22 protein-coding genes are annotated in these 22,005 nt (G+C 63.3%); 16 read left to right on the top strand and 6 right to left on the bottom strand.

The genetic code is table 11. From position 1 onward, the window contains the following. Nucleotides 1-19 precede the first annotated feature (19 nt). Nucleotides 20-277: a DUF6894 family protein gene (locus tag ABIF91_RS26925; RefSeq protein ID WP_028177529.1), complete on the bottom strand. Its 258-nt coding sequence runs from the start codon at nucleotides 275-277 to the stop codon at nucleotides 20-22. Nucleotides 278-524: 247 nt separating this feature from the next. Here ABIF91_RS26925 and pqqA point away from each other — a divergent pair, with 247 nt between their 5' ends. From pqqA to ABIF91_RS26875, 10 genes are all read left to right on the top strand, one after another. Then, entirely contained in the window at nucleotides 525-605 is an 81-nt protein-coding gene (gene pqqA / locus ABIF91_RS26920) for a pyrroloquinoline quinone precursor peptide PqqA (protein WP_007595659.1), read from the top strand. Nucleotides 606-737: 132 nt separating this feature from the next. Next, the gene (gene pqqB / locus ABIF91_RS26915; protein WP_284279185.1) at nucleotides 738-1,667 is read left to right on the top strand and encodes a pyrroloquinoline quinone biosynthesis protein PqqB; all 930 of its coding nucleotides are present in this window, start codon (nucleotides 738-740) and stop codon (nucleotides 1,665-1,667) included. Next, complete coding sequence (gene pqqC / locus ABIF91_RS26910) at nucleotides 1,664-2,443, top strand: pyrroloquinoline-quinone synthase PqqC (RefSeq protein ID WP_424579480.1); 780 nt, start codon at nucleotides 1,664-1,666, stop codon at nucleotides 2,441-2,443. The genes pqqB and pqqC overlap by 4 nt, the downstream gene beginning before the upstream one ends. 12 nt (nucleotides 2,444-2,455) lie before the next feature. Further along, the gene (gene pqqD / locus ABIF91_RS26905) at nucleotides 2,456-2,767 is read left to right on the top strand and encodes a pyrroloquinoline quinone biosynthesis peptide chaperone PqqD (protein ID WP_028177526.1); all 312 of its coding nucleotides are present in this window, start codon (nucleotides 2,456-2,458) and stop codon (nucleotides 2,765-2,767) included. Continuing rightward, complete coding sequence (gene pqqE, locus ABIF91_RS26900) at nucleotides 2,764-3,957, top strand: pyrroloquinoline quinone biosynthesis protein PqqE (protein ID WP_028177525.1); 1,194 nt, start codon at nucleotides 2,764-2,766, stop codon at nucleotides 3,955-3,957. The genes pqqD and pqqE overlap by 4 nt, the downstream gene beginning before the upstream one ends. After that, on the top strand, nucleotides 3,947-4,933 hold the full coding sequence (pip, locus tag ABIF91_RS26895; RefSeq protein ID WP_028177524.1) for a prolyl aminopeptidase: 987 nt from the start codon (nucleotides 3,947-3,949) through the stop codon (nucleotides 4,931-4,933). The genes pqqE and pip overlap by 11 nt, the downstream gene beginning before the upstream one ends. A 24-nt stretch (nucleotides 4,934-4,957) precedes the next feature. Beyond that, nucleotides 4,958-5,635, top strand: a complete 678-nt coding sequence (locus tag ABIF91_RS26890) for a DUF4286 family protein (RefSeq protein WP_028177523.1) — start codon at nucleotides 4,958-4,960, stop codon at nucleotides 5,633-5,635. A 240-nt stretch (nucleotides 5,636-5,875) separates the two neighbouring features. Further along, nucleotides 5,876-7,675 carry an FAD-dependent oxidoreductase gene (locus ABIF91_RS26885; protein ID WP_028177522.1) on the top strand — a complete coding sequence of 600 codons (1,800 nt, stop codon included), beginning with the start codon at nucleotides 5,876-5,878 and terminating at the stop codon, nucleotides 7,673-7,675. Continuing rightward, entirely contained in the window at nucleotides 7,645-9,492 is a 1,848-nt protein-coding gene (locus ABIF91_RS26880; RefSeq protein WP_028177521.1) for a 2-oxoacid:acceptor oxidoreductase subunit alpha, read from the top strand. Before ABIF91_RS26885 ends, ABIF91_RS26880 begins: the two co-directional genes overlap by 31 nt. Nucleotides 9,493-9,658: 166 nt before the next feature. Further along, nucleotides 9,659-10,714, top strand: coding sequence for a 2-oxoacid:ferredoxin oxidoreductase subunit beta (locus ABIF91_RS26875; RefSeq protein WP_028177520.1), 1,056 nt, complete (start codon nucleotides 9,659-9,661; stop codon nucleotides 10,712-10,714). Here ABIF91_RS26875 and ABIF91_RS26870 read toward each other — a convergent pair whose 3' ends face one another. After that, nucleotides 10,715-11,164, bottom strand: coding sequence for a DUF4399 domain-containing protein (locus tag ABIF91_RS26870; RefSeq protein ID WP_028177519.1), 450 nt, complete (start codon nucleotides 11,162-11,164; stop codon nucleotides 10,715-10,717). A 118-nt stretch (nucleotides 11,165-11,282) separates the two neighbouring features. After that, nucleotides 11,283-12,812, bottom strand: coding sequence for an SUMF1/EgtB/PvdO family nonheme iron enzyme (locus ABIF91_RS26865; protein WP_028177518.1), 1,530 nt, complete (start codon nucleotides 12,810-12,812; stop codon nucleotides 11,283-11,285). Between the two features lie 328 nt (nucleotides 12,813-13,140). On the opposite strand from ABIF91_RS26865, the gene ABIF91_RS26860 reads away from it, so the two are divergent. From ABIF91_RS26860 to ABIF91_RS26835, 6 genes are all read left to right on the top strand, one after another. Continuing rightward, the gene (locus ABIF91_RS26860) at nucleotides 13,141-13,764 is read left to right on the top strand and encodes a hypothetical protein (protein WP_028177517.1); all 624 of its coding nucleotides are present in this window, start codon (nucleotides 13,141-13,143) and stop codon (nucleotides 13,762-13,764) included. Between the two features lie 40 nt (nucleotides 13,765-13,804). Further along, nucleotides 13,805-14,254, top strand: coding sequence for a DsrE family protein (locus ABIF91_RS26855; RefSeq protein ID WP_028177516.1), 450 nt, complete (start codon nucleotides 13,805-13,807; stop codon nucleotides 14,252-14,254). Between the two features lie 291 nt (nucleotides 14,255-14,545). Continuing rightward, nucleotides 14,546-14,869, top strand: a complete 324-nt coding sequence (locus ABIF91_RS26850) for an ArsR/SmtB family transcription factor (RefSeq protein WP_028177515.1) — start codon at nucleotides 14,546-14,548, stop codon at nucleotides 14,867-14,869. Further along, complete coding sequence (locus ABIF91_RS26845) at nucleotides 14,866-15,297, top strand: SRPBCC family protein (protein ID WP_028177514.1); 432 nt, start codon at nucleotides 14,866-14,868, stop codon at nucleotides 15,295-15,297. The genes ABIF91_RS26850 and ABIF91_RS26845 overlap by 4 nt, the downstream gene beginning before the upstream one ends. A gap of 42 nt (nucleotides 15,298-15,339) precedes the next feature. After that, complete coding sequence (locus ABIF91_RS26840; protein ID WP_028177513.1) at nucleotides 15,340-15,552, top strand: hypothetical protein; 213 nt, start codon at nucleotides 15,340-15,342, stop codon at nucleotides 15,550-15,552. Continuing rightward, nucleotides 15,549-15,986 carry a DUF1801 domain-containing protein gene (locus ABIF91_RS26835; protein ID WP_028177512.1) on the top strand — a complete coding sequence of 146 codons (438 nt, stop codon included), beginning with the start codon at nucleotides 15,549-15,551 and terminating at the stop codon, nucleotides 15,984-15,986. Before ABIF91_RS26840 ends, ABIF91_RS26835 begins: the two co-directional genes overlap by 4 nt. Nucleotides 15,987-16,352: 366 nt before the next feature. Here ABIF91_RS26835 and ABIF91_RS26830 read toward each other — a convergent pair whose 3' ends face one another. The 3 genes from ABIF91_RS26830 to ABIF91_RS26820 are packed head-to-tail and all read right to left on the bottom strand — an operon-like array spanning nucleotide 16,353 to nucleotide 21,139. After that, nucleotides 16,353-17,891, bottom strand: a complete 1,539-nt coding sequence (locus ABIF91_RS26830) for a SpoVR family protein (RefSeq protein ID WP_028177511.1) — start codon at nucleotides 17,889-17,891, stop codon at nucleotides 16,353-16,355. Continuing rightward, nucleotides 17,888-19,165, bottom strand: coding sequence for a YeaH/YhbH family protein (locus ABIF91_RS26825; protein ID WP_028177510.1), 1,278 nt, complete (start codon nucleotides 19,163-19,165; stop codon nucleotides 17,888-17,890). Before ABIF91_RS26825 ends, ABIF91_RS26830 begins: the two co-directional genes overlap by 4 nt. A gap of 30 nt (nucleotides 19,166-19,195) precedes the next feature. Beyond that, nucleotides 19,196-21,139, bottom strand: a complete 1,944-nt coding sequence (locus ABIF91_RS26820; RefSeq protein ID WP_028177509.1) for a PrkA family serine protein kinase — start codon at nucleotides 21,137-21,139, stop codon at nucleotides 19,196-19,198. Between the last annotated feature and the right edge of the window lie 866 nt (nucleotides 21,140-22,005).

Genomic DNA, 22,005 nt, shown 5'->3' with positions numbered 1-22,005 from the left:
CAGCCATGGCTGACCCGCGCTAATGCCTCGTCGCGGACTGGTCGGGGATGTCGAGCAGCGCCTCGGTGAAGGGAAACTCCAGCACGATTTCCCCATCATCGTCGGTCACCTCGATGACCGCCTCGAGCAGCGCCGGTTGTGCACCTTCAGACTTCACCACCTCCAGGATCATCTGGCGGGCGACCTCCCAGGCGCGGTCGGGGTTGCGCAGGTCCTCGCCGTCGGGGTCCACGATCAGCTCGTCGCCGATACGGGTGTTGAAGAAGTATCTGGGCATATCGAGATCCAGTTGGTTCGCCTGTATCGGATTTAAGCTGCACTGCACTCCACAACAGCTTTATCAGGGCAGGGTTCGCGACCGAATGCGTCTGACGCAAGGCAGCGCTTCAGAAGTGAAGTTCCAGTAGCATTTTTCGCGGCGCAGCATGACTTTCTCGGGAAAATTTCACTGGCGAAGTTCTCCGCCAGCATTAGTCTAACGGGTGGGCGGATACGTCCCGAATTCGCGAATATGGAGAGCCGAAATGGCCTGGAAAGCCCCGAAGATCGTCGAAGTGCCCTGCGGCATGGAAATCAACATGTATGTGAGCGCCACCCGCAAGTAAGCGGTTGGTGAGTGCGTTCCGCGCAGGTGGATCTTTCGGCCCGAACTCTTTCGGTCACGATACGTTTCCGGAAGACAGGATTTGTGTGGGCCTGAGATCCACCTCGCGACTTTACCTTCCAGGAGACGGATCATGCTTCGCGTCGTCGTCCTGGGCGCCGGGGCCGGCGGCGGAGTTCCGCAATGGAATTGCGGCTGCGAGGGCTGCCGAGCGGCTCGTAGCGGCGGCCACGAGCTTCAAAGGACGCAAGCCTCGGTCGCCTTCAGCGGCGACGGCGAGCACTGGTTCCTGATCAATGCCTCCCCCGACCTGCGGCAGCAATTGAATGCCACGCCACAGTTGCACCCCAAGGCGGGCGCACTGCGTCACTCGCCGATTGCGGGCGTGATCTTGACCAATAGCGAAGTCGATGCGGTGGCGGGCCTGCTGTCGATGCGCGAAGGCTCGCCCTTTACGGTCTATGCGCATGAGAAGGTGCTGGCGATCCTCGCGAGCAACAGCATCTTCAACGTGCTGAACGAAAAGAACGTGCGGCGCCAGCCGATCACTCTCCGCGAGCCGTTCGAGCCCCGCCTGCCGGATGGTGCGCGCTCAGGCCTGGAAGTGCTGCCCTTCGCGGTGCCGGGCAAGTCGGCCTGGTATCTGGAAGGCAAGGCACATCCGGGCGGCGAGAGCGGCGACGGCGACACGCTGGGCCTTGAGATCACCGACAAGGCGACGGGCAAGTGCTTCTACTTCATCGCGGCCTGTGCCGAGGTGACCGACGCGCTCAAGGCCCAGATTGACGGCGCCGCGCTGGTGTTCTTCGACGGCACGGTCTGGCGCGACGACGAGATGATCAGGGCCGGCCTCGGCCACAAGACCGGCAAGAGCATGGGACATGTCGCCATGTCTGGCGACGACGGCGCCATCGCGCGGCTGGCCGACCTCAGTATCGACAGGAAGATGTTTCTGCATATCAATAACTCGAATCCGGCGCTGCTGCCCGGCTCGCCCGAGCGCAAGGCCGCTGAGCAGGCGGGCTGGCAGATACCCGCGGATGGAACGGAGATCGTGCTGTGAACGCCGCATCACTGACTGGAATGACCGCGCTCTCGATCGGCAAGGACATCAGGCTCACCAGCGCCGAGGAGCTGGAGGCGACGCTGCGCCATATCGGGGCGACGCGCTATCACAGCCTGCATCCGTTCCATAAGCTGCTGCATGGCGGCAAGCTGAACAAGGGCCAGGTGCAGGCCTGGGCGCTCAACCGCTACTATTACCAGAGCACGATCCCGATCAAGGACGCGGTGGTGATCTCGCGCTTCCGCGACCGCGCCACGCGCCTGGAATGGCGCCATCGCATCGAGGACCATGACGGCGATGTCGGCAGCGAAGGCGGCATCGAGCGCTGGCTGAAGCTGACCGAAGGGCTCGGCCTCGACACGGCGTACGTGGAATCCACCGAGGGCATCCTGCCGGCGACGCGCTTCGCGGTGGAGGCCTATGTCCACTACTGCCGCGAGAAGAGCCCGCTGGAGGCGATCGCCTCGTCGCTCACCGAGCTGTTCGCGCCGAACCTGCATGAAGAGCGCATCGCCGGCATGCTGGAGCATTACGATTTCGTCAACCCCGACATCATGAGCTACTTCAAGCGCCGCCTGACCCAGGCGCCGCGCGATGCCAATTTCGCGCTCGACTATGTCAAGACGCATGCGAGAACGCCGGAGGAGCGCGCCTCCGTCTGCAATGCGCTGATCTTCAAGACCAACGTGCTGTGGGTGCAGCTGGACGCGCTCCAGCACGCCTATGTCGAGAGCCACATTCCGCCGGGCGCGTTCGTGCCCAAAGCGAGCTGAGGGACAAGAGCAATGGCCGGGCCGCGGAACATCAGCGTCAGCGAGGCAAGCCGCCCCGTGCTGCCGCGGCATGCCAAGCTGAAGTATGACGAGACGCGAAAGGTCTGGGTGATCCTGGCGCCGGAGCGGGTGCTGGCGCCCGACGAGATCGCGGTCGAGGTCCTGCAGCTCTGCGACGGCCAGCGCAACGTCGGCGAGGTCGCCGATCAGCTCGCGGCGAAATACGCCGCGCCGCGCGAGGCGATCCTGGCCGACGTCATCGTCATGCTGCAGGACCTCGCCGACAAGGGCTTCCTCACCGAGATCAGGGAGAAGACGCCATGAGCGACGTGCTCCCGAACATGCCCCCTGAAACCAGCGACAGCCTCGCAGTGCTGGAGAAGCAGCGCTCGACGGTGGAGACCTTCGGCATCCCGCTCGCGGTGCTGCTCGAAATCACCCATCGCTGCCCGCTGCAATGCCCCTATTGCTCCAACCCGGTCGAGCTCGACCGCTCGGCCAAGGAGCTGACCACCGGGGAATGGAAGAAGGTGCTGAGCGAGCTCGCCGAGATCGGCGTGCTCCAGGTGCATTTCTCCGGCGGCGAGCCGACCGCCCGCAAGGACCTCGTCGAGCTGGTGAAGCACGCCAGCGACGCCGGCCTCTATACCAACCTGATCACCTCGGCGGTGCTGCTGACGCGCGAGAAGCTCCGCGATCTCGCAGATGCCGGGCTCTGCCATGTGCAGATCTCTTTCCAGGGCATCGAGGAAGGCCTCGCCGATCGCGTCGCCGGCTACAGAGGCGGCCACCGCAAGAAGCTCGAAGTCGCGAAATGGACGCGCGAGCTCGATCTGCCGCTCACCGTGAACGCGGTGATGCATCGGCAGAACCTGCATCAGCTCCCCGACATCATCCAGATGGCGCTCGACCTCGACGCCGACCGGCTCGAGGTCGCCAACGTGCAATATTACGGCTGGGCGCTGAAGAACCGCGCCGCGCTGATGCCGACCGTGGCGCAGCTCGACGAGTGCACCCGCACCGTCGAGGAGGCGCGCGAACGGCTGAAGGGCCGGCTGACGATCGACTACGTCGTGCCGGACTATTACGCGCTGCGGCCGAAGAAATGCATGGGCGGCTGGGGCCGGCAGTTCTTCAACATCTCGCCCGCCGGCAAGGTGCTGCCCTGCCACGCCGCCGAGAGCATCACCGGGCTCGACTTCGAATCCGTGCGCTCCAACCATTCGATCGCCTGGATCTGGCAGAACTCGGAGGCCTTCAACCGCTATCGCGGCACCGGCTGGATGAAGGAGCCGTGCAAAAGTTGCGAATTCCGCGAGATCGATTTCGGCGGCTGCCGCTGCCAGGCCTTCGCGCTAACGGGCGATGCCGCCAACACCGATCCGGCCTGCGCGCTGTCGCCGCTGCACGAGACCATCTTCAAGCAGGCCGAGCGCGAGGCCGAGGGCGAGACTAACCGTTTCCTCTATCGAAATTTCGCCGGCGGCACTCTGGAATCCGAGAATGATGCCTGACGCCGACGCGGCCAGTTCGGTCAGGCGCGCCGATCCCTTTGCGCCGCTGACCTCCGAGATGCTCGATGTCGGCGACGGCCACGAGCTCCATGTCGAGAGCGTCGGCCGCGCTGACGGAATTCCTGCGGTCTATCTGCATGGCGGGCCCGGCAGCGGCTGCCAGCCCGACCATCGCCGGCTGTTCGACCCCGATCGTTTCTGCGCCATATTGTTCGACCAGCGCGGCTGCGGCCGCAGCCGGCCCAAGGGATCGCGCGAGCACAACACGACGGCGCATCTGGTCGCGGACATGGAGAAGATCCGCGAGAAATTCGGCTTCGAGCGCTGGATGATGGTCGGCGGGTCCTGGGGCGCAACGCTGGCGCTGGCCTACGCCGAGGCGCATCCGGAGCGCGTCTCCGGCATTGCGCTGCGCGCAACCTTCCTCGGCACGCGGGCAGAGGTCGAGACGGCCTTCACCTCGCGCCTGTCGCAGTTCTATCCCGCGCTCTACGAGGATTTCCTCAGCGTGCTGACGCCCGAGGAGCGCGAGCAACCGGTGGGCGCCTATTGGCGCCGTATCCTCGATGCCGATCCTGCCGTGCACGGTCCCGCGGTGCGAGCCTGGCACGACGCTGAACGAACCTTGTCCGAGCACAAGCCGGCACGGACCCGGCTGGACCTCGCCGCGCTGAACGTCTGGCGCACACTGCCGGCGACGCCTTTCATGGAGGCGCACTACTTCGTCAACGACAGCTTCATGAGCGAAGATCAGCTGTTGCGGAACGCGCATCGGCTCGCCGGCATTCCCGGCATCATCGTGCAGGGCCGCTATGACCTGCTATGTCCTCCCGGGACATCGCAGGCGCTCGCGAAAGTTTGGCCGGGTTCCGAGATTCGCGTCGTGGAAGAGGCCGGACATTCGCTCTATGATGGCGGTGTGAGGGATGCCGCCATGAAGTCGATTGCGGACCTCGCGTCGAAGGCCGCGCGCTAGCGCGCATAACAGGACGACAAGAAAATGTCGCTCGCCGCGAAAGGCATGCTGCTGACGTCGATGAATATCGACGCAGCCGATGAGGCCGATTTCAACCGCTGGTATGATCGCGAGCATCTGGAAGAGCGCGTCGCGATCGAGGGGTTCCTCGAAGCGCGGCGCTATGTCGCGCATGCCGCCAATCCCAAATATCTCTCATTGTATTCGACCGCGACGCTCGACGTGCTCGACAGCCCTGCCTACCGGGCGCGGCTCGCGAGCCCGACCGACTGGTCGCGGCAGACCATGGCGCGCTTCAAGGACATGCTGCGCGTCGTCGCGCGCATCACCATCAGCAAGGGCACCGGACGCGGGGCCGCGCTCGGCCTGGTGCGTCTGCGGCCGACGCCCGACAATGCCGGAGCGTGGCGTGATGCACTGCAAGACAGACTGATGCCGGAGACGCGCGACGGCATCATCTCCATGCATCTGCTCGAGAGCGAGCCGGAACTGTCGGGTGCAACGGCAGGGATTCCGGCGACAGCTAACGAAGGCGCGCGCGACTGGTTCGTGCTGATCGACGGCACGCGTATCGGCGCAGTCTCGGCCGTCATCGCCGAGCGCTTCACCGGTCCTGCGGCGGCGCCCTTCCCGCTTCCGATCTCGGTCGGCACCTACTGCCTGATGTGGGACCTCGCGAAGAGCGATATCGCGCACGGCTGAGGCAGTCATCCGCAACGCAACATATTGCACCGCACATGCTGCGCGCGGCGCGTTAATGCTGTGCGCGCGCAGCTCCCATGAAAGGCGATGATCGCACAAATTTGCCGTTGTACTTCGGAACGGTTCTAATAAGCTAACCCAATGACGTCATTCAGAAACCGGATCGAGACGCATTAAGCGTCCACCAAGCTCAAACAAAAAAGGCCGCGGGGTCTTTGAGCCTGCGCGGACAGGGTAGGAATGAAACCGACCGATATCGCGGCCCCCGACTACTTTCACAAAGTGGTCGATTGCCAATGGGCCTGTCCTGCGCACACCCCCGTTCCCGAATACATCCGACTGATCGCACAAGGCCGCTACAGCGACGCCTACATGATCAATTGGAAGTCGAACGTGTTTCCCGGCATCCTGGGACGCACCTGCGACCGTCCGTGCGAGCCCGCGTGCCGCCGCGGACGCGTCGAGGAGACTCCGGTGGCGATCTGCCGCCTCAAGCGGGTCGCCGCGGACTTCAAGGACGACATCAGGCAGCGCCTGCCGCGGCCCGCGCCGAAGAACGGCAAGCGTGTCGCGCTGGTGGGCGGCGGTCCCGCGTCGCTGACGGTGGCGCGCGATCTCGTGCCGCTCGGCTATCACTGCACGGTGTTCGATGCCGATCCGGAAGCCGGCGGCATGATGCGCACGCAGATCCCGAAATTCCGCCTGCCCAATTCGGTGATCGACGAGGAGACCGGCTACATCCTGGGTCTCGGCGTCGACTTCAAGGGCGGTCACCGCATCGACAGCATGAAGGCGCTGCTCGCGGAAAAATATGATGCGATCTTCGTGGGCTCCGGCGCACCGCGCGGCCGCGAGCTCGACATTCCCGGCCGCAAGGAAGCCGCCGGCAACATCCATATCGGCATCGAATGGCTGGCCAACGTGTCGTTCGGCCATGTCGACAAGATCGGCAAGCGCGTGATCGTGCTCGGTGGCGGCAACACCGCGATGGATTGCTGCCGAACCGCGCGCCGCCTGGGCGGCGAGAAAGTCACGGTGATCGTTCGCTCCGGCTTCGAGGAGATGAAGGCCTCGCCGTGGGAGAAGGAGGACGCGATCCACGAGGATATTCCGATCCTCAACTACATGGTGCCGGTGGCATTCAAGCAGGTCGCCGGCAAGCTCATCGGCGTCACCTTCCAGCACGTCAAAGCCGAATATGACGCCAAAGGCCGCCGCAACCTCGTGCCTTCGGGCGACCCCGATCAGACCATTCCCTGCGACGACGTCCTGGTCGCGGTCGGCCAGGAGAACGCCTTCCCCTGGATCGAGCAGGATTGCGGCATCGAGTTCGACAAATGGCACATGCCCAAGGTCGACCCCAAGACCTTCGCTTCGACCAACCCGAAAGTATTCTTCGGCGGCGACGCCGCCTTCGGTCCCAAGAACATCATCTGGGCGGTCGCGCACGGCCATGACGCCGCGCTGTCGATCCACAAGATGCTGTCGGGCGAGGATATCAGCGAGCGGCCGCTGCCGGAGGTGCATGTCTCCTCGCAGAAGATGGGCATCCACGAATGGAGCTATGACAACGACATCTCGGTCGACAAGCGCTACAAGGTGCCGCATCGCGACAAGGTGGTCGCGCTCAAGGACATCCGCGCCGAGGTCGAGCTCGGCTATGACGTCAAGCTCGCGCTCGGCGAGGCGCATCGCTGCCTGAACTGCGACGTGCAGACCGTGTTCTCGACCTCGCTCTGCATCGAGTGCGATGCCTGCGTCGACATCTGCCCGATGGATTGCATCACCTTTATGGACAACGGCGAGGAAAGCGACCTGCGCCAGCGCCTGAAGGCGCCTTCACTCCATCCGGACCAGGACCTCTACGTCTCCAGCGACCTCAAGACCGGGCGGGTGATGGTCAAGGACGAGGACGTCTGCCTGCATTGCGGGCTGTGTGCCGAGCGCTGTCCCACCGGCGCCTGGGACATGCAGAAATATTTGATCGAGATGACCTACGCAGGTTCGACATGTCCGACAAAAAGCCGATCAGCAGCGTAAACGACTTCGTCGTCCGCTTCGCCAACGTCAACGGCTCGGGCTCGGCCAGCGCCAACGAGATGTTCGCCCGCGCGATCCTGCGCCATGGCGTTCCGGTGTCTCCGCGCAACATCTTCCCCTCCAACATCCAGGGCCTGCCGACCTGGTATGAGGTGCGGGTGACGGAAGCCGGCCATCTCGGCGCCCGCGGCGGCGTCGACATGATGGTGGCGATGAATCCGCAGACCTGGGACAAGGACGTCGCCGGCATCGAGCCCGGCGGCTATCTGTTCTACGATTCCACCAAGCCGATGCCGTCAACCAAATTCCGCGACGACATCACCGTGATCGGCGTGCCGCTGACCGCGATCACCAATTCGACCTACACCGATCCGCGCCAGCGCCAGCTGTTCAAGAACATCATCTATCTGGGCAGCCTCAGTGCACTGCTCGACATGGATCCGAAGCTGATCGAGCAGCTGATCGGCGAGCAGTACAAGGGCAAGGAGAAGCTGCTCTCCTCCAACGTCCATGCGCTGCATCTCGGCCGCGACTGGGCGCTGCAGAATTTGAAATGCCCGATCGGGCTCAGGGTGAAGAAGTCCGACAAGGTCGGCGACCGCATCTTCATCGAAGGCAACAGCGCCGCCGCGCTCGGCGCGGTCTATGGCGGCGCGACCGTGTGCGCCTGGTATCCGATCACGCCGTCCTCGTCGGTGGCGGAGGCTTTCACCGCCCACTGCAAGAAGTACCGGCACGATCCGGAGACGGGCAAGGCGAAGTACGCGATCGTGCAGGGCGAGGACGAGCTGGCCTCGATCGGCATCGTCATCGGTGCGTCCTGGAACGGCGCCCGCGCCTTCACCGCGACCTCGGGCCCCGGCATCTCGCTCATGACGGAATTCATCGGCCTCTCATATTTCGCCGAGATCCCGGCCGTGATCATGAACATCCAGCGCGCCGGCCCCTCCACGGGCATGCCGACCCGCACCCAGCAATGCGACATCATCGCCTGCGCCTATGCCTCGCATGGCGACACCAAGCATGTGCTGCTGTTCCCGGAGGATCCCGCCGAGGCGTTCGAGTTCGCGGCAGCGGCGTTCGATCTCGCCGAACGGCTCCAGACCACGATCTTCCTGATGCTCGATCTCGACATCGGCATGAACCACCGGCTTTGCCGTCCGCTGAAGTGGGACGACGCCCGGCAGTACGACCGCGGCAAGATCATGACCGCACAGATGCTGGAGGAGGGTCGCGACTTCGGCCGCTATCTCGACGTCGACGGCGACGGCATTCCCTACCGCACCTATCCCGGCACCCATCCGACCAAGGGCTCCTACTTCACCCGCGGCACCTCGCGTGACCGCTATGCGCGTTACTCCGAGGAAGGCACGGTCTACGCCGACAACATGCAGCGCCTTGTGCGCAAGTTCGAGACCGCGCAGGACTTGGTGCCGCGGCCCCTGCAGGCCAATGCGGAACGTCCGACCAAGTATGGCGTGATCTATTTCGGCTCGACTTCGCCGGCGATGGACGAGGCGATCGGATTGCTCGAGGCGCGCGGGCATCAGCTCGACCGCCTGCGCATCCGCGCCTTCCCGTTCCATTCGAGCGTCGCGAGCTTCCTCGCCGAGCACGATTTCGTCTACGTGGTCGAGCAGAACCGCGACAGCCAGCTGCGCCAGCTGATCGTCAACGAGAACGGTATCGACCCGGTGCGGCTCGTGCCGATCGTGCATTACGACGGCACGCCGATCACCGCCCGTTTCATCGCAAAAGCCATTGGCGACCACCAGGATCACCTCAAGGTGACCCCGCTCCGCAAGGCCGTGTCATGATTTGCGCGTCACTCTCTCCGTCGTCATGCCTGGGCAAAGCCGTCCCAAGGACGGCGCCGCTTCCGCTCGCCTATGCCCGGGCATCCACGCATTTCTTCTTCCTGGCCAAGACGTGGATGGCCGGGACAAGCCCGGCCATGACGCCGCGGAAGCTTCAGGTGCTCGCATGACCTACATTGCAAAGCCGAAATTCCATCACCCCGGGCTGAAGAAGAACGAGCTCGGCTACACGCATCGCGACTACGAGGGCAAGATCTCGACGCTGTGCGCCGGCTGCGGCCACGATTCGATCACCGCCTCGATCATCGAGGCCTGCTACGAGCTCTCGATCGAGCCGCACCGGGTGGCAAAGATCTCCGGCATCGGCTGCTCGTCGAAGACGCCGGACTATTTCCTCGGCAATTCGCACGGCTTCAATTCCGTGCACGGCCGCATGCCCAGCGTGCTGACCGGGGCCAACCTCGCCAACCGCGACCTGATCTATCTCGGCGTCTCCGGCGACGGCGATTCCGCCTCGATCGGTTTCGGCCAGTTCGCGCATTCGATCCGGCGCGCCGTCAACATGACCTATATCGTCGAGAACAACGGCGTATACGGCCTGACCAAGGGCCAGTTCTCGGCGACCGCCGACCGCGGCTCGAAGAGCAAGAAGGGCGTGATCAACACCGACAATGCGATCGACCTCGTCGCGATTGCCCTGCAACTCGGCGCCACCTTCGTCGCGCGCTCGTTCTCGGGCGACAAGACCCAGCTGGTGCCGCTGATCGCGGCCGCGATCCGCCACAAGGGCGCGTCCTTCATCGACGTCATCAGCCCCTGCATCGCCTTCAACAATCACGCCGGCTCGACCAAGAGTTTCGATTATGTCCGCGAGCACAACGACGCGGTGAACCGGCTCGACGTGCTGGTCGGCCGCGATCCGATCGCCGTCGATTACGCGCCGGGCACGGTGCAGGTGGTCGAGCAGCACGACGGCAGCAAGATTGCGCTGCGCAAGATCGATGCCGACTACGATCCACACGACCGTCTGGGAGCGATGACCTTCCTGCAGAAGCACGCCGCCAAGGGCCAGATCGTCACCGGCCTGCTCTATGTCGATCCCGACGCCGAAGACCTGCACGAGCATCTCAACACGGTCGAGACGCCGCTCAACAGCCTGGAGGCGGACACGCTGTGCCCGGGCTCGGCGGCGCTCGACAAGTTCAACGCCAGCCTGCGGTGATCATCGGCGCCGGACCAGACCGGGCTGCCTCACTCGCACGGTGATCTTGTCGGACACGACGGGCGGTTCGAACGGATAGTGCTTCGCATCGCCGAGCACCAGCTGCAGCGTGTGCGTGCCGGGCGGAAGCTCGAGAAAAGTCTCGGTCTGCCCTGCTCCGAAATGCAGATGGGACTTGTCCTGCGGGATCGGCTCCTTGGGATCGATGGGAGCGTTGACGTCGACCAGCAGATGATGATGACCGGCGTTCTGGTAGTCGTCGCCGGCATGCGTCACGCCCATGTTGCGCAGGCCGAACCGGACCCAGAACCCACCACGGATCTTCTGCCCGTCCTGCGGAGTGATGAAATAGAGCTTGGCGTCCTTGGGAGCGGTCTTGCCCTGAGAGTAGGCCGCGCCCGGCAACAATGCGAGCGCCGCCGCCAGCGCGGCGCAGCAAATGATCTTCATCAAACCTACTCCAGCTCAAAAAGCGCGATGCGATCAGGAAGAATCGTCATCGCGATTTGGGTTATTGTTTGAGCATGATCCTTTCGGAAGAGCGCTGCACGCTTTTCCGGATCATGCGTCAGGGACTGAGCGCGATCCGGAATCCATGCGTGGGATAACGGACATTGGTATCGTAGCCATCGCGGTTGGAAGGCCGCACGTATCTCGAATCGTTCTTCCATGAGCCCGAGCGCAGGAGGTGCGATGAGCAATCACCGCTCGTCCATGCCGAACCGTCGACCGGCGCACCCTGATAGTTCTTGTGCCAGCAGTCCTCGACCCACTGATCGATGCCGCCGCCCATGTCGTGGAGTCCGAATGGATTGGGCTTGAAGCTGCCGACCTTCGCCGGCTGCTCGGCGGCGAGGTCGCCGCAGTCCTTGCATCCGGCCATGCCCGGCTGGAGCTTGTCGCCCCACCAATACTTGGTTTGCGTTCCGCCGCGGGCCGCGTATTCCCATTCGGCCTCGCTCGGGAGCCGATACTGCTTCTTCGTCGCCTGCGACAGAAAGGCGGCATATTGCTGCGCGTCAGTCCAGCTCACGTTGCTGACCGGCGCATCGTCCTTGCCGGTCGCGGTGAAACCACAGGCGCCCGCAGCCGCGCATTCGTTCCACTCCCGCACGGTCACCGGATATTTTCCGATCGAGAACGGCTTGACCGTGACCTGGTGGACGGGACGCTCGGTCGGATCATCATTGCTTCCCATCGCGAAACTGCCGCCGCGAATGGCGATCATTTCGGGCTCGCGTATCGGCGTCGCGGACGCGCTTGGCGCCGGTGCGGGCGATGAAGGCGCCGAAGCCAATGAGGGAGATGGTTGCGGCGCCTGCGTCGCCGCTTCGCGCGGCGGAGCTTGCGGGACCGGGGATGGCGCCGGAGAAGCGGCGGGCGTTGCGACCTGCTCGCCCACCTTGCCCTGAGGCTGTGCCAGCAAATACCAGAGTGCGCCGGCGGCAATGACGAGCAGCGTGATGCCCAGGAGAAAGATCAGCGTGTTCTCGCGCCGGCTTCTTGTCTTGCCGACGGCATCTGCATCCGGCAGCACCCGATAGACGCGCACGGGATCGGTGATGTTCTTGACCTTGCGGTCTCCGAGCGACTCATAGCCGCACACGACCTTGTGCTTGATCTGTTCGTAGATCGCGCCGGAGATGTAGACCTGCCCCGGCTCCGCGATGCCCTCGATACGCGTGGCGATGTTGACGCCGTCACCATAGATGTCGTCCGGCTCCACGATGACATCGCCGAGATTGACGCCAATCCGATATTCGAGCCGGGAATGCTTGGGAAGCGAGGCGTTGCGGCCGATGAGATTCTGCTGGATGACGATGCTGCATCGAACGGCCTCCACCGGACTGTCGAAGATGGCGATGAAGCCGTCGCCGGTCGTCTTCACCAGGCTTCCATGGTGCTCGATGATGCTGGGCTGGATGAGATCTCGCTCGATCCGCTTGACGCGAACATGCGTGCCTTCCTCGTCGGCCTGCATCAACCGACTGTAGGAGGCGATGTCACCGACGATGATCGCGGCGAGTCGACGAGGCACTCCGCTGTGTGGCGGCGGCTCATCCTGATTTCCGGATCTGAAGTTGCGAATTTCGCCCATGCGGGGGGACTCCAGAAACTTGCGAGGCAGTCCCAGCTTACGACAGCCAAAGGCAGCCGTCTGTGAAGGCTATCACATTGACGAACCGAGACAATGTCGCAGCGATCGCCGGCGTCGGGTTCCAAAGAACCAGGGCGCGTGCACCCATTGAACCTTCTTGATCGCAGCAATGACTAAGGCCCGACGAAGGGCTACTGGCCCGCGTCCCCTGCACGCTGCTCACACGCGCGACGTGCGAACGTTGAACGCAGTGCATCTGCCGGGCGTCTAACGGACAGCAGTTCTGTTGTGCTGCGGTAAAGTCGTCCCCCCCCCCCCCGAGGCCATCATGAAGCTCTCCCTCATTGCTGCCCTGGCTTTCGCTGCCCTGACCGGCGTCGCCCATGCGGATGAGGCCGACAACGTCCGGGAGACCACAAAGGCCGAAGCCGACGCCTTCAACGCGCGGCTCTATGCGGAGATGCCCGGCACCAAGTCCTATGCCTGCTTCGTCCGTCGCTACGATGCCGAGCATCTGGCACGGCATCCCAAGCAGAAGGTGGCTTCCATGAAGCTGCTGATCTCGGCGGAAATCGACAAGGAGGACAAGCAGCTGCACAATTCCTTCCGTCTGGGTTTTCGCTATCGCCATCGCTCCGGCGATTTCGACTCCAGCGGCTCGTGCGGCAGCCACGCGGTGCTTCTCAGCCAGGGGGACGAGGTCCGCCTGGGCTGCGGCGTGGACTGCGAAGGCGGCGGGATCGAAGTGGCACTGTCCAAGGACAACAAGTCCGCGATCGTCCGCCTCGAGCGGATCAGGGTCTGGCAGAACAACAAGCCGGACGACGACGCCGAGCAATCGCTGGTCGCCGGCGCCGACGACAAGATTTTCCGTCTCGACCGCATCGACAACAGCGAGTGCGCCTCGCTCGTGACTGACCGCAAGGAACTCGCCGCATTGCGCCACAAGTGATATCTGTCGCGCGAACTCGGTCGAGCCGAAGGAGATCGCCATGAACCGACGGAACATCTTGTGGAGCGCCGTCTCGGCCCTGGGCGCGGCGCTGAGCACTTCCAGCGCGAAAGCTGCGACGGAAGCCGGCACGGGCAACAAGCTGAAGGTCGTCTATCATCTCAACGATGCCGAGAAGGTCAACTTCGTGCTCGGCAACATCCAGAACCACATCGATGGCGTCGGCGGTCCCGAGCACGTGACCCTTGCGCTGGTGATCCATGGGCCGGCGCTGAAAGCGTTTCACGCGGCGCAGGCCAATCCCGATGTCAGCAAGCGCGTCGGCGCGTTCTCCAAGGACGGCGTCGAGCTCGCCGCCTGCGGCAACACCATGAAGGCGCAGAACGTGACGCTGAAGGAGCTGCTGCCTGGCTTCGTCAGCGCGGAGAACGGTGGCGTGGTCCGCCTCGCCGAATTGCAGTCGCAGGGATATTTGTATCTGCGGCCGTAAGGCACTGCACTTGCCACGAGAGAGGTGCGCTCCCTGCCCCGCCGGCGGGGGAGGGTTGGGGAGAGGGTGTCTCGGCGATGGGACAACCCCCTAGAAGAAAGAGCCCTCACCCGGCGCACGGGACGATGCTGCGCATCGCCCGGGCGCGCCGGCCTCTCCCGCAAGCGGGAGAGGTAGGAGGAGCCCGCGGATGCCTTCCGCTTCAAAGCAACCAGCGCTGCAATCTCACTTGACTTACCCATAACTCCACGGTTATGAATTAACCCATAACTTCCCAGTTATGGATCCCGCATGTCCGCCACCCACGACCTCCTGTTCAGGACGCTCGCCGATCCGACCCGGCGGGCGATCTTCGAGCGGCTGTGCCGCGAGGGAGAGCAGACCGTCGGGGCACTGACGGCGCGATCGGGCGTGTCCCAGCCGGCCGTGTCGAAACATCTCGGCGCCCTGAAGCAGGCCGGCCTGGTGCGCGACCGCCACGAGGGACGCCAGACCCATTACAGCGCGCGGCCCGGTGCGCTCAATCCGCTGATCGACTGGACCGGCCAGATGGCCGGCTTCTGGCAGAACCGGCTCGACGCGCTCGACGATCTCCTGAAGAGGATGGACCAATGATCGAAACCGCGACCGAGAAGCGTTCAGTCGTCATCGAGCGCGAATTTGCCTATCCGGCTGAACGGCTCTGGCGCGCGCTGACGCAGCCGCATCTGATCGAGGAATGGCTGATGAAGAACGACTTCAAGCCGACCGTCGGTCATCGCTTCAACCTGCGCGGTGAATGGGGCGGCGTGCTGGACTGCGAGGTGCTCACCATCGAGCCGCAGAAGACGCTCGCCTACACCTGGAATTTCTCCCACGAGGACGCCGCGTTCGACCTCAAGAGCGTTGTGACCTTCACGCTGACGCCGACGAACGCTGGCACGCATTTGCGCGTCGAGCAGGCGGGCTTCAGCCCGACGCAGAAGCAGGCTTTCGGCGGCGCGCATGCCGGCTGGAAGCAGTTCTTGGTCAGGCTGGACGAGGTGCTGGCGCGGGCAGGCTAGCTCCGCCGGCGCCAGCTTTAATAAGTTTCGAGGGAGGACCCAATGAGCACGCATATGTGGATTCGGCAGATTCATCGCTGGCTGTCGATGGCCTTCACGCTTGCGGTCGTCGCCAACATCGTGGCGATGATCATGCAGGTCCAGGCCGTGTGGATCGGCTTCCTCGCGCTCGTGCCGCTCATCCCGTTGCTTGCGACCGGGCTCTTCGCGCTGCCCTATGTCCGCCGCGGCACCCGCGTGAACGAGGCGCAATGATGAAGACGACGAAGAAGACCGGCACGAAGGACGCGAATGCGGCTTCGCCTTCCAAGATGATCGACGGTCGGATCGAGGAGCTCGGCGACTGGCGCGGCGCGATGCTGGGGCGAATCCGCGGCCTGATCAGGGAGGCCGACCCTGATGTGGTCGAAGAGTGGAAATGGCGCGGCGTTCCCGTATGGGAGCACGACGGCATCATCTGCACCGGCGAAACCTACAAGGAAGTGGTGAAGCTGACCTTTGCCAAGGGCGCGGCGCTGGAGGATCCGTCAGGCCTGTTCAATTCCAGCCTCGATGGAAATGTGCGCCGCGCGATCGATATTCGCGAGGGCGAAAAGATCAACGAGAAGGCGTTCAAGGCGCTGATCCGGGCGGCGGTGGGGCTGAATGCGGCCAAGGCGAAGAAGACGGCGAAGAAGCGATCGGCCTAAAGCGCGATGCGATTAGGATGAATCGTCATCGCGCTTTAGGTTGTTGTTTAAGCATGATCTTTTCGGAAAACCGCTGCGCACTTTTCCGGATCATGCTTTAGAACAGCCATTGTGCAGCCGCGGAGGCCTTCCTTCTCTCCTTGTGGGAGAAGGTGGCATAGGCAGCCTTCGGCCGCCGTTCTAAAGTGGACGCCGAAGCAAAGCTTCGGCTATGGCGCCGGATGAAGGGTCCATCGGCACGGGAAAGTGCGGAGAGATACCCCTCACCCCAGTGAGCTTATGTCTACCGGCGTCGCTGCCCTCTCCCACAAGGAGCGAGGGCACATCAACGCGCATCTCGCCTGGTACCCCACGTAGCCAGCGGCCTTACGCCACCGCGGCCGGGATGGGGCGCGGGCTCACGACATATTCGCGCAGGACCTTGTCGTTGGCATCGACCTCGATCAGCGCGACGTCGTAGGTCCAGAGATCTGCAAGGTGCTGGAGCACGCGCTTGGCGTCGGTCTCGTTGAGCTGCGAGCCCTTGATGACGTGGTGATGCAGGATCAGCCGGCGGTCGCCGGCGAGATCGACGTCGACCACCTCGATGTTGGCGTCGATATAGCCGACATCATGCTGCCGCGCCAGTTCGCGGCGGACGCGGCGGAAACCGCGCTCGTCATGGATGGCATCGACGCGGATGCCGGCGCGCTCCTCGGGATCGTCGTGCAGATGGAACATGCGGAAGTGCCGCATCAACTTGGGACTCAGGAACTGGCCGATGAAGCTCTCGTCGCGGTAATTGGCCCAGACGTCGCGCAGCACGCCCATGACGTCGTTCTTGCCGGCGATGTCGGGGAACCATTCGCGGTCCTCGTCTTCCGGCCTGGTGACGATGCGCTCGATGTCCTGCATCACGGCAAAACCGAGCGCGTAGGGGTTGAAACCCGAGAAGCGCGGGTCGTCGAATTCGGGCTGGAACACCACGTTGGTGTGCGATCCCAGGAATTCGAGGAAGTTGCCGTCGGTGATGCGACCCTGCTGATGCAGCTGGGTCATGATGCGGTAGTGAACGTAGGTCGCCGTCCCCTCGTTCATCACCTTGGTCTGGCTCTGCGGATAGAAATATTGGGCGATGTGGCGGACGATGCGCAAGAGCTCGCGCTGCCAGGGCGCCAGCCGCGGCGCGCTCTTCTCCAGGAAATAGAGCAGGTTCTCCTGCGGCAGGCCGAGCAGCTTGCGGCGGCGCTCGATGCTGAGCGCGGACCGGCTCTTGGCGACGCCCTTGGGCACGGTGCGCCAGAGATCGTTGAAGACCTCCTCCTCATGCTGGCGGCGGCGCCCTGCCCGCTTCTCCTCGGCGCGCAGATCGAGCTTCTTCTTGCCGGGATAGCGGTCGATGCCGTGCGACATCAGCGCATGCGCGGCATCGAGCGTGCGCTCGACCTCGATGCGGCCGTAGCGATCCTCGCACTGCATGACGTAGTTCTTGGCGAAGTCGAGATAATCCAGGATGCCGTCGGCATCGGTCCACTGCTTGAACAGATAATTGTTCTTGAAGAAATGGTTGTGGCCGAAGGCCGCGTGCGCGATCACCAGCGTCTGCATCGTCGCCGTGTTCTCCTCCATCAGATAGGAGATGCAGGGCGAGGAGTTGATCACGATCTCATAGGCGAGCCCCATCAGGCCCTTGCGATAGGACGCCTCATGGAAAGCGAAGTGCTTGCCGAACGACCAGTGCTTGTAGAACAAGGGCATGCCGACCGAGGAATAGGCGTCCAGCATCTGCTCGGCCGTGATGACCTCGATCTGGTTCGGATAGACGTCGAGCCCGAGATCCTTCAACGCCACCTCTTCGCAGGCATCGGTGATGCGCTGCAAGGTGTGGAAATCCCAATCGGCGCCTTCGAACAATCGTTCCGTCATGGAGCGGTCTTCTCCTGGGCAGTTTCGCGGCGCTGGAACAAGTCGTGGAACACCGGAAAGATCTCGCTGCGCTCCGAGACCTTGCGCATCGAGAGCGGTGCACCGTTGTTGCGCAGGCGCTCGTAGAGGGTCCAAAGCGAGGAGTCGGAGAGATCGAAGGCGCTGCCGCCTGCTTCCCCGACCTCGAGATAGGCAAAGAACTGGCAGACCGGCAGGATCTTCTCGGTCAGCAGGAGCCCCGTGAGCTCGCCGTCGGAATAGGAATTGTCGCCGTCGGAGGCTTGCGCGGCGTAGATGTTCCAGTCCGACGGGTTGAAGCGCTCGCGCACGATCTCATGCATCGCCTGGAGCGCGCTGGAGACCAGCGTGCCGCCCGAGGCCGGGCCGTAGAAGAAGGTCTGCTCGTCCACCTCCTCGGCGCGGTCGGTGTGGCGGATGAAGACGATCTCGACATGCTTGTAGCGGCGCTTCAGGAACACGTAGAGCAGCATGTAGAAGCGCTTTGCCAGATTCTTCATGTGCTCCGACATCGAGCCGGAGACGTCCATCAGGCAGAACATCACGGCCTGCGCGACGGGCTTCGGCACCGTCTCGAAGCGCCGGTAGCGGATGTCGAGCGGATCGATGAAGGGGATGCGCTTGGACTTCGCCTTCAGCCTTTCCAGCTCAGCGACCAGCTCCGCGCGCTCGTCCTCGTCGGTGCATGCTTCGACCGCGGCTTCCAGCTCCTCGATCTCGTCCTTGCGGGGACGCTTGAGCGCGATGCGGCGCGCAAGCGCGAGCTTCACCGTCCGGCTCACCGAGATGTTGGCGGGCGAGCCCGACATGGTGTAGCCGGCGCGCTGGATGCCCTCGCTCTCGGTCTGCGCGATCTTGCGCTTGGCGAGATCCGGAAGCTCGAGGTCGTCGAGGAAGAGATCGACGAACTCGTCCCGGCTGAGCACGAAGCGGAAGGCGTCCTCGCTGTCGCCTTCGCCGGGGCCGGAATCCTTGGCGCTGCCCTGGCCGGAGCGCTGCAGATAGTCGCCTTCGACGAACTTCTTGTTGCCGGGCAGGACCATGTCCCGCGTTCCGCCTTCACGGCGGAAGCGCGGCTCGTGCATCCCGTCGAGCGGAATCGTGACCTCACCACCCTCCAGGACGTCCTTGATGTCGCGTTCCTGCGAGGTCTTCTTGACGGCGCCCTGCACCAGGGACTTGGCCCGACGCAAGAACCGCTGACGGTTCTCAAGACTCTTGCCGCCTGGATTCAGGCGCCTGTCAATAATGTGGATGGGCACTTTTCCATTCGCCTCCCAGGCGCCTCAACCGGCCTGCTTCACGCGCATGTACCATTCGACGAGCCGGCGAACCTGACGCTCGGTGTAGCCGCGCTCCACCATGCGTGCCACGAACTCGCCGTGCTTCTTCTCCGTCTCGCCGTCCTTCTTCGACCCGAAGGAGATGACCGGAAGCAGGTCCTCGACCTGGGAGAATATCCGCTTTTCGATCACATCGCGAATCTTCTCGTAGGAGGTCCAGGTCGGATTCTTGCCGCCGTTCTGGGCCCGCGACCGTAACGAGAATTTGACGACCTCGTTGCGGAAATCCTTGGGGTTGGCGATCCCCGCCGGCTTCTCGATTTTCGTCAACTCCTGGTTCAAAAGCTCGCGATCGAGCAGCTGGCCGGTGTCGGGATCCTTGAAGTCCTGGTCCTCGATCCAGGCGTCGGCATAGTCGACGTAGCGATCGAACAGGTTCTGGCCGTAATCCGAGTAGGATTCGAGATAGGCCTTCTGGATCTCGTTACCGATGAACTCGGCATAGCGCGGCGCCAGCTCCGCCTTGATGAATTCGAGATAGCGCTTCTCGGTCTCCTCCGGCAGCTGCTCGCGGCGGATCGCCTGCTCCAGCGCGTACATCAGATGAACGGCGTCGGCGGCGACCTCCTGCGGATCGTGGTTGAAGGTCGCAGCCAGGATCTTGAAGGCGAAGCGGGTCGAGACGCCGTCCATGCCCTCGTCGACGCCGGCGGCGTCGCGGTATTCCTGGACGCTGCGCGCCTTCGGGTCGGATTCCTTCAGGCTCTCGCCGTCGTAGACCCGCATCTTGGCGAACAGGGTGGAATTCTCGTGCTTGCGCAGGCGCGACATCACCGAGAACCGAGCCAACGTCTCCAGCGTCGAAGGCGCACAAGGAGCCGCCGCGAGCTCGGAGCCCTGGATCAGCTTCTCGTAGATCTTCTGCTCTTCGGTGACCCTGAGGCAGTAGGGCACCTTGATCACGCAGATGCGGTCGATGAAGGCTTCGTTGTTCTTGTTGGCCTTGAAGCTCGCCCACTCCGCTTCGTTGGAGTGCGCGAGGATCACGCCCGTGTACGGGATCGCGCCGATGTTCTCGGTGCCGATGTAGTTGCCTTCCTGCGTTGCGGTCAGCAGCGGGTGCAGCATCTTGATCGGCGCCTTGAACATCTCGACGAACTCGAGCACGCCCTGGTTGGCGCGGTTGAGGCCGCCGGAATAGCTGTAGGCGTCGGGATCGTTCTGGGCGTAGGTCTCGAGCTTGCGGATGTCGACCTTGCCGACCAGCGAGGAGATGTCCTGGTTGTTCTCGTCACCGGGCTCGGTCTTGGCGATTGCGACCTGACGCAGCCGCGACGGCTGGATTTTTGCGACCCGGAACTGGGAAATGTCGCCGCCGAAGGCCTCGAGCCGCTTGTAGCACCACGGGCTCATCAGGCCGGTGAGACGACGGCGCGGAATGCCGTACTTCTCTTCCAGCATCGGGCCGAGCTGATCGGGATCGAACAGGCTGAGCGGGCTTTCGAACACGGGCGAGAGTTCGTCGCCGGCCTTGAGCACGTAGATCGGATGCACTTCCATCAGCGACTTCAGCCGCTCGGCGAGCGAGGACTTGCCGCCGCCGACCGGACCGAGCAGATAAAGGATCTGCTTGCGCTCCTCCAGGCCCTGCGCCGCATGACGGAAGAAACCGACGATGCGCTCGATCGTTTCCTCCATGCCGTAGAAGCCGGCGAAGGCTGGATAGGTGCGGATCGTGCGGTTCAAAAAAATACGGCCAAGGCGTGGGTCCTTGGCCGTGTCAATCGTCTGGGGCTCACCGATCGCCGCTAGCAGTCGTTCGGCCGCGTTCGCGTATTTCATGGGATCGCTTCGACACGATTCCAGATATTCCGCCATCGACATGTCGTGCTGGCTTCTCGCCTCGAACGACCGAGCGAAAGCGTTGAATAAAGAATCGTTGTACATGATCCCTCTCCGCGTGAGTTCCGCTACAAGCTGAAACGAAAGCAGTTACCGGACCGTTCCTCAGGCCGTTTCGAATCAGCGTGAGCACATGACGATCATTGGACACCCGGGTGCCAACTCGACGCAACGCACAACGTAGGCACTCTATGAGTTACGAACAGGCACATGCCTGTAATTTGTGCGAATCTTTGTCTATATTGGCTCATTTCCAGAAAATGTCACTCGGTCGCAACATCCGGGCATTCCCGGGGATACGTCCATCCGGCAATGCAGCATAGCGATCCGGGCGCGGCGATCTTATGACACTTGTACGGCGAAGCCTTGTACGCCGAGCCTTGCACGCCGAGCCTTGGGGACCGCGTTCATCTTCCTGCTGCAATGCAGTGCGCGGGCTGCTGGCCGCGTGACAGTCGCGGCAAGCGCGCAGCAGTGTATCAAAATCGGTCGCCAGGCCCTCCGACCGGATGACGATGCGATCATCCTGGCGATCATCCTGCGGCTGCAGCATTCTTCAAGGTCATCGTCGTCTCGTCGTCGCCGAGACCATCTCACCAGTCGATGGCAGGGAGCAAGATCAAGGCTTGCACTGAGCAAGATCGTGGCTAGGCCCGCCGCGACCAGCAGCCGCAGTCGCATCGACTGGAATTTAGAGATCACGCAATCCGTCGGCGCAGACGCAACCTCCCGCTGGCTATTGGCAACAGCCAGCGCCAAATCTTCACGGCGGGCGAACATGTGTTTCCCAGCATGGCCCTTCGCGGCCACACGACATCACAACGCCCGCCTGGATCGCCATGATCGCGACGGAGTTACACCGGAGGGTATGACGCACATACCCTTGATTGGTTCCCTCCCGGGAGCATGTA

The organism is Bradyrhizobium sp. USDA 241 (assembly GCF_049739505.1).
Classification (GTDB): domain Bacteria; phylum Pseudomonadota; class Alphaproteobacteria; order Rhizobiales; family Xanthobacteraceae; genus Bradyrhizobium; species Bradyrhizobium liaoningense.
The sequence above is the reverse complement of the archived record's forward strand: the minus strand, read 5'-3'. Positions and strand labels throughout refer to the sequence as shown.

Coding starts and splice junctions, on each gene's coding strand:
- pqqD (WP_028177526.1), top strand. CDS start 2,456: ATGGCCGGGCCGCGGAACATCAGCGTCAGCGAGGCAAGCCGCCCCGTG.
- ABIF91_RS26820 (WP_028177509.1), bottom strand. CDS start 21,139: ATGTACAACGATTCTTTATTCAACGCTTTCGCTCGGTCGTTCGAGGCG.
- ABIF91_RS26865 (WP_028177518.1), bottom strand. CDS start 12,812: ATGGGCGAAATTCGCAACTTCAGATCCGGAAATCAGGATGAGCCGCCG.
- pqqA (WP_007595659.1), top strand. CDS start 525: ATGGCCTGGAAAGCCCCGAAGATCGTCGAAGTGCCCTGCGGCATGGAA.
- ABIF91_RS26845 (WP_028177514.1), top strand. CDS start 14,866: ATGATCGAAACCGCGACCGAGAAGCGTTCAGTCGTCATCGAGCGCGAA.
- ABIF91_RS26875 (WP_028177520.1), top strand. CDS start 9,659: ATGACCTACATTGCAAAGCCGAAATTCCATCACCCCGGGCTGAAGAAG.
- ABIF91_RS26925 (WP_028177529.1), bottom strand. CDS start 277: ATGCCCAGATACTTCTTCAACACCCGTATCGGCGACGAGCTGATCGTG.
- ABIF91_RS26840 (WP_028177513.1), top strand. CDS start 15,340: ATGAGCACGCATATGTGGATTCGGCAGATTCATCGCTGGCTGTCGATG.
- ABIF91_RS26860 (WP_028177517.1), top strand. CDS start 13,141: ATGAAGCTCTCCCTCATTGCTGCCCTGGCTTTCGCTGCCCTGACCGGC.
- ABIF91_RS26835 (WP_028177512.1), top strand. CDS start 15,549: ATGATGAAGACGACGAAGAAGACCGGCACGAAGGACGCGAATGCGGCT.
- ABIF91_RS26880 (WP_028177521.1), top strand. CDS start 7,645: ATGTCCGACAAAAAGCCGATCAGCAGCGTAAACGACTTCGTCGTCCGC.
- ABIF91_RS26850 (WP_028177515.1), top strand. CDS start 14,546: ATGTCCGCCACCCACGACCTCCTGTTCAGGACGCTCGCCGATCCGACC.
- ABIF91_RS26885 (WP_028177522.1), top strand. CDS start 5,876: ATGAAACCGACCGATATCGCGGCCCCCGACTACTTTCACAAAGTGGTC.
- ABIF91_RS26830 (WP_028177511.1), bottom strand. CDS start 17,891: ATGACGGAACGATTGTTCGAAGGCGCCGATTGGGATTTCCACACCTTG.
- pqqB (WP_284279185.1), top strand. CDS start 738: ATGCTTCGCGTCGTCGTCCTGGGCGCCGGGGCCGGCGGCGGAGTTCCG.
- pqqE (WP_028177525.1), top strand. CDS start 2,764: ATGAGCGACGTGCTCCCGAACATGCCCCCTGAAACCAGCGACAGCCTC.
- ABIF91_RS26855 (WP_028177516.1), top strand. CDS start 13,805: ATGAACCGACGGAACATCTTGTGGAGCGCCGTCTCGGCCCTGGGCGCG.
- pip (WP_028177524.1), top strand. CDS start 3,947: ATGATGCCTGACGCCGACGCGGCCAGTTCGGTCAGGCGCGCCGATCCC.
- ABIF91_RS26890 (WP_028177523.1), top strand. CDS start 4,958: ATGTCGCTCGCCGCGAAAGGCATGCTGCTGACGTCGATGAATATCGAC.
- ABIF91_RS26870 (WP_028177519.1), bottom strand. CDS start 11,164: ATGAAGATCATTTGCTGCGCCGCGCTGGCGGCGGCGCTCGCATTGTTG.